Origin of the sequence: Streptomyces sp. NBRC 110035, from assembly GCF_000829695.1 — a bacterium.
Taxonomy (GTDB): domain Bacteria; phylum Actinomycetota; class Actinomycetes; order Streptomycetales; family Streptomycetaceae; genus Streptomyces.
The window spans coordinates 82,451-89,149 of sequence record NZ_BBNN01000039.1 but is presented as its reverse complement, the minus strand read 5'-3'; the positions used below and the strand labels follow the sequence as shown (position 1 = coordinate 89,149).

General features: G+C 75.1%; 1 protein-coding gene. It reads left to right on the top strand.

Features of this window, described 5'->3' with window-relative positions:
* The coding region (locus tag TU30_RS26445; RefSeq protein ID WP_158719366.1) for a type I polyketide synthase at positions 1-6,684 on the top strand (6,684 nt) is incomplete at its 5' end.
* Between the last annotated feature and the right edge of the window lie 15 nt (positions 6,685-6,699).

Below are 6,699 nucleotides of genomic sequence, written 5' to 3'. Positions count from 1 at the left end.
CTGGTGGGTGCGCTGTCGCCGGAGCGGGTGGACGGTGTTCTGGCTCCGAAGGCGGATGCCGCGTGGTGGCTGCACGAGGCCACGCGTGGGCTGGATCTGGCCGCGTTCGTGTTGTTCTCGTCGGCCGGTGGTCTGGTGCTGACGGCGGGTCAGGGCAACTATGCTGCGGCGAATGTGTTCCTGGACGCGTTGGCGGCGCGTCGGCGGGCGGAGGGGCTGCCGGCGACGTCGATGGCGTACGGGTTCTGGGACGTGGGTGCCGGGCTGGGCCGGTATCTGGGTGAGGTGGACCGTCGGCGGATGGCGTCGCAGGGTCTGCCGGTGCTCTCCCACGAGGCCGGGCTGGAGCTGTTCGCGGCCGGACTGGATTGCGGCGAGGCCACGGTCGTTCCGTTGCGGGTCGACACCGCCGCCCTGCGCGCCCGGACCGACGAGGTCCCCGCCCTGCTCCGCGCCCTCGCCCCGACCGTGCGCCGAACCGCCGCCGCAGCGAATGCCGGCTCGGCAGAGGAGGAAACCCCCGCCCAGCGGCTGGCCGCCCTCCCGCCTGCCGAGCGGCACCGCACGGTAATGCAGTTGGTGCGTTCGCAGGTGGCGGCCGTGCTGGGGCACGGTTCGGCCGAGGCGATCGGACCCGACCGGGCGTTCCAGGAACTGGGCTTCGACTCGCTCGCCGCGACCGAACTGCGCAACCAGCTCAACAACCTCACCGGACTCAGGCTCCCCGCCACCCTGGTCTTCGACCACCCCAACGCCCTCGCCGTCACCGAGTTCGTGGAGGCCGAACTGGCCGCCGCGTACCCGGCGTCGGGTGATGAAGCGGACGGCGACGCCGGAGAGGACGGCGTCCGCCGCGCGCTCCGGTCGATCCCGACCCGGCGTCTGCGGGACGCGGGTCTGGTGGACGTCCTCCTCGAACTCGCCGACGAGGACGGCGCGTCGGCGCACGCGGAGGCTTATGCAGACCCTGAGGAGCAGGACACCGGCCTGCACGACGAACCGGACGGCGCCGTCGACGCCGACCCGGGCCTCCAGGACGTCCCCTTCGCCGGGGCTCCCGGGGCTCCCGGGGCTTCCGGGGACTCCTCGACCTCCGGCGCCCTGCGTGCCGCCCGCGCGGAGACCGCGCGGCTGCGCCGGGACAACCGGCGGCTCACCGCCGCCCAGCACGAGCCGATCGCCATCGTCGGCATGGCCTGTCGCTACCCGGGCGGAGTGGCCTCGCCCGAAGAGCTGTGGCGGCTGGTCACGGACGGCGCGGACGCCATCACCCCGTTCCCCGAGAACCGGGGATGGGACCTGTCGATGCTGCGTGACCCGGAGGCCAAGCACCCCGACGGCTACTACGCACGCGAGGGCGGCTTCCTCGACGGTGCGGCCGACTTCGACCCCGGATTCTTCGGCATCTCGCCCCGCGAGGCCGTCACCATGGACCCGCAGCAGCGGCTCGCGCTGGAGCTGTCCTGGGAGGCGCTGGAGCGTGCGGGCATCGACCCCGGCTCGCTCAAGGGCAGCCGCACCGGTGTCTTCGCCGGCGTGATGTACCACGACTACCCCGGCAGCGACGGCAACGGCAGCGTCGTCACCGGCCGCATCTCCTACAAGCTCGGCCTGGAGGGCCCGGCAGTCTCCGTCGACACCGCCTGCTCCTCCTCCCTGGTCGCGCTGCACCTCGCGGTGCAGGCGCTGCGGCAGGGCGACTGCTCGCTCGCCGTCACCGGCGGTGTCACCGTGCTCGCCACGCCCGGTGTGTTCGTCGAGTTCGGCCGGCAGGGCGGACTGGCACCCGACGGACGGTGCAAGTCGTTCGCCGCGGCGGCCGACGGTACCGGCTTCTCCGAAGGAGCGGGCTTCCTGGTGGTCGAGCGGCTGTCCGACGCACTGCGCAACGGGCACGAGGTGCTGGCCGTGGTCCGGGGCTCCGCCGTCAACCAGGACGGCGCCAGCAACGGGCTCACCGCCCCCAACGGCCCCTCCCAGCGCCGCGTGATCCGGCAGGCCCTCGCCAACGCGCGGCTCGCCGCCGACCAGATCGACGCGGTGGAGGCGCACGGCACGGGCACCACGCTCGGCGACCCGATCGAGGCCCAGGCACTGCTCGCCACCTACGGCCAGGACCGGCCCGAGGAGCGTCCCCTGTGGCTCGGCTCGGTGAAGTCCAACATCGGCCACACGCAGGCCGCCGCCGGCGTCGCGGGCGTCATCAAAATGGTGATGGCGATGCGGCACGGTGTGCTGCCCGCCACTCTCAACGTGGACGCGCCCAGCGACCAGGTCGACTGGACCGCCGGCTCCGTCGCGCTGCTGACCGAGCAGCGGGAATGGACCGGCACCGGCCGCCCGCGCCGCGCCGGTGTCTCCTCCTTCGGCATCAGCGGAACCAACGCCCACGTCATCGTCGAGCAGGCGCCCGCCGTCGTGCCCACGGCGCCCGCCGTCCCCGGCGAGGCGGACGACGCGAGTCCGGCGCCCGCCGCGGTCGTACCGTGGCTGCTGTCGGCGCGCGACCAGGACGCCCTGCGCGCCCAGGCCGAACGCCTGCTGGCGCACGTCGAGGAGGCCGGGACGGCCGGTGCGGACGTGCCGCGCCCGCTCGACGTCGCGTACTCGCTGGCGACCACCCGCGCGGCGTTCGAACACCGCGTCGCGGTCGTCGGCGCGGACCGCGACGGGCTGCTGGCGGGCCTGGGCGCAGTCGCGCGGGGCGAGGAGCCGGCCACCACGGCCCGCGAGGGACTGCTCGCCGTCCTCTTCCCGGGCCAGGGCGCGCAGCGGCTCGGCATGGGACGCGACCTGTACGGGCGGTTCCCGGTGTTCGCCGAGGCCTTCGACGCGGCCTGCGCCGGACTGGACGAGCACCTGGAGCGACCGCTGCGCGGGGTCGTCTGGGGTGACGACGAGGACGCCCTGAACGGCACCGCCTACACCCAGGCCGCCCTCTTCGCCCTCGGAACGGCGCTGTACCGGCTCACCGAGTCGTTCGGTGTCGTCCCCGAGTACGTGGCGGGACACTCCATCGGAGAGATCACCGCGGCCCACGTCGCCGGGGTCTTCACCCTGGAGGAGGCCTGTGCGCTGGTCGCCGCCCGCGGCAGCCTGATGCAGGCGCTGCCCGCCGGCGGTGCCATGGCGGCGGTCCAGGCCACCGAGGCCGAGGTGCTGCCGTACCTCACCGACGGCGTCGGTGTCGCGGCCGTCAACGGACCGGCCTCCGTCGTGGTGTCGGGTTCCGAGGCGGACGTCGGGAAGGTGACCGCGGTCTTCCGCGAGCAGGGCCGCCGTACCACCGCCCTGCGGGTGTCGCACGCCTTCCACTCCCCGCTGATGGAGCCGATGCTGGAGGACTTCCGCACCGTGCTGGAGCGGCTTTCCCCCCAGCCGCCCGCCCTGCCCGTGGTCTCCAACCTCACCGGGGCCCTCGCCACCGCGGAGGAGCTGTGCTCCGCCGACTACTGGGTACGGCACGTCCGCGGGGCCGTCCGCTTCTCCGACGGGGTGAACACCCTGAACGAGCAGGGCGTCACCAGGTTCCTGGAACTCGGCCCCGACGGCGTCACCTCCGCCATGGCCCGCGAGACCCTGCCCGACACCGCCGTGACCGTCGCCGCCCAGCGGCGCACCACCCCCGGCGAGACCGCCCTGGTCGACGCCCTCGCCCGGCTCCATGGACACGGCGTGCCCGTCGACTGGGCCCGGTTCTTCGCCGGCCTGGGCGCCCGCCGGACCGCCCTGCCCACGTACGCCTTCCAGCGGCGCCGCTTCTGGCCCACGGAGATGCACATGGGCGCAGGGGCGGAAGCCGCCGGACTGACGCCCGCCGACCACCCGCTGCTCGGCGGGGCCGTGGAACTCGCCGGATCCGACGGCCACCTGTTCACCGGACGGCTGTCGGTCGGCACCCACGGCTGGCTCGCCGACCATGTTGTCATGGGCGCCGTCCTCGTCCCCGGCACCGCCCTGCTGGAGCTGGCGGTGCATGCCGGCACCTCCCTGGGCTGCGAGCTGGTGGAGGAACTCACCCTCGCCGCGCCACTGGTCCTGCCCGCCCGGGGCACGGTCCAGCTCCAGGTCGGCGTCGGCGCCCCCGACGACACGGGCCACCGCCCGCTCGGCATCCACTCCCGGCCCGCCGACGACCCCGCCGCCACCTGGACGACCCACGCCGAGGGCGTCCTCGCGACCGGTCCCGCGGCCTCGGCCGCCACGGACTTCGACGCGTCCGTCTGGCCGCCCGAGAAGGCCGAACCGCTCGACACGGACGGCCTGTACGAACGCTTCGAGGACGCCGGGTTCGTCTACGGACCGGTGTTCCAGGGACTGCGGGCCGCCTGGCGGCGCGACGGCGAGGTGTTCGCCGAGGTCGCCCTGCCCGACGGCACCGGCGGCGAGGCGTACGGCCTGCACCCGGCGTTGTTCGACGCCGCCCTGCACGCCACCGCGCTGGCCGGCACGCCCGCCGACGGCGTCGCGCCGCAGGACGGCGACTCACCGCAGGGCGGGGGGACGTCACAGGGCGGCGGGGTTCCGTTCGCCTGGAACGGCGTGTCCCTGCACGCCGTCGGCGCGTCCGCCGTCCGCATCAGGCTCTCCCGCGCCGATGACGGCACCCTCGCGATAGCCGTCGCCGACATCTCCGGCGCACCCGTGGCCACCGTCGACTCCCTGGTGACCCGCCCCGTTTCGGCGGAGCAGCTCGGCGCCGGGACGGGCGCCGAACGGGACCGCCTGTTCGCCCTGGACTGGATCCCGGCACCGGAGCAGGGCGCCGCGGACAGCGCGAACGCCGCCGGCACGGAGGCCGTCCGGGTCGCCCTGATCGGCGGCCCGGACGGCGGTGCCCTCGACAGGGCCGTCCGCACCGCCGGAGCCGCCGCCGACCGGTACGCGGACCTGACGGCACTGGCCGACGCGGCGGCCGGCGGGCCGCTGCCGCCGGTCGTCCTCCTGCCCGTCCACACCGGCGCCGGACCGGCCGGTCCTGCCCCGGCCGACATGGCGGGCGCCGCGCACACCGTGACCACCCGGGTCCTCGGGACGCTCGGCACCTGGCTCGCCGACGAGAGGTTCACCGCCTCCCGCCTGGTCCTCGTCACCCGGGGCGCGACCGACGGCACCGACCCGGCTGCCGCCGCCGTATGGGGTCTGACGCGCACGGCCCAGGCGGAACACCCCGGCCGGTTCACCCTGCTCGACCTGGAGGACACCGACGCGGGCACGGACCTTCCGCCCGCCGTCCTCGCACCCGCCTCCGCCGAGCCGCAGCTCGCGGTCCGCGAGGGCCGGGTGCTCGTGCCCCGGCTGGTCCGGGCCACCGTGCCCGGACAGCAGGGCACGGCCGACTGGGACGCCGAGGGAACCGTCCTCGTCACCGGAGGGACCGGCGGCCTCGGTGCCGCCGTCGCCCGCCACCTGGCGACCGAGCACGGTGCGCGGAGCCTGCTGCTGGTGAGCCGGCGCGGCCCCGCCGCGGACGGCGCCGGCGAACTCGCCGCCGAGCTCGAGGCGGAGGGAGCCCGGGTCACCGTCGCCGCCTGCGACGTGACCGACCGCGCCGCGGTCGACCGGCTGCTCGCCGAGGTGCCCGCCGACCGGCCGCTGCGCGCCGTGATCCACGCGGCGGGCGTCCTGGACGACGGCATGATCGACGCCCTCACGCCCGAACGGCTCGCCGCCGTCCTGCGGCCCAAGGCGGACGCCGCCTGGCACCTGCACGAGGCCACCCGGGGCCTCCCGCTCGACGCCTTCGTGCTGTTCTCCTCCGTCGCCGGTACGCTCGGCAACGCGGGCCAGGCCAACTACGCGGCCGGCAACGCCTTTTTGGACGCCCTCGCCCGGCACCGCCGCAACCAGGGCCTGCCCGCCCTGTCCCTCGGCTGGGGCCCCTGGACCCGGGGCAGCGGCATGACCGGCGAACTCGGCGAGGCCGACATCGCCCGGATGACCAGGGCGGGCATGCCGCCGATGGAGCCGGAACAGGGCCTGGCCCTGTTCGACACGCTCCGCACCGCCGACGCCGGGCCCGCGGTCCTGCCCGTACGGCTGGACCTCGGGGCCCTGCGGTCCCTCGGCGAGATCCCGCCGCTGTTCCGCTCGCTGATCCGGGTGGCGTCCCGCCGCGCGGCCCCGGCGGCGGGAACGGCGGCCGCCGCGGCGGACCTCACCCGGCGGCTGTCCGCACTCACGCCGGCGGAGGGCCGCGAGGCGCTGCTGGAACTGGTGCGGAGTCAGATCGCCACCGTCCTCGGTCACGTGGACCTGGCCGACGTCGAACCGACCCGTCCCTTCCAGGACCTCGGTTTCGACTCGCTGACCTCCGTCGAACTGCGCAACCGGCTCGGCGCGCTCACCGGCACCCGCCTCCCCGCCACCCTCCTGTTCGACTACCCCACACCCAGCGAACTCGTCGCCCACCTGTACGCGCGCGTCGCGCCGGCACCGGCCCACGGACCGGAGGCGGTCCTGGCCGAACTGGACCGGCTGGAGAAGAGCATCACGGGCATCGAAGCGGGTGCCGAACTCTTCGAACAGGTCGCGGGCCGGCTGGAGGTGCTGCGCAGCAAGTGGCAGTCGCTGCGCACGGAGGCATCCGCCGTGTCCGGGGAGGAGGACGACGCGTTCGACTTCGACTCCGCCACGGACGAAGAGGTCTTCGACATGCTCGACAACGAGCTCGGCCTCTCGTAGCCACGGTGGCGGGGC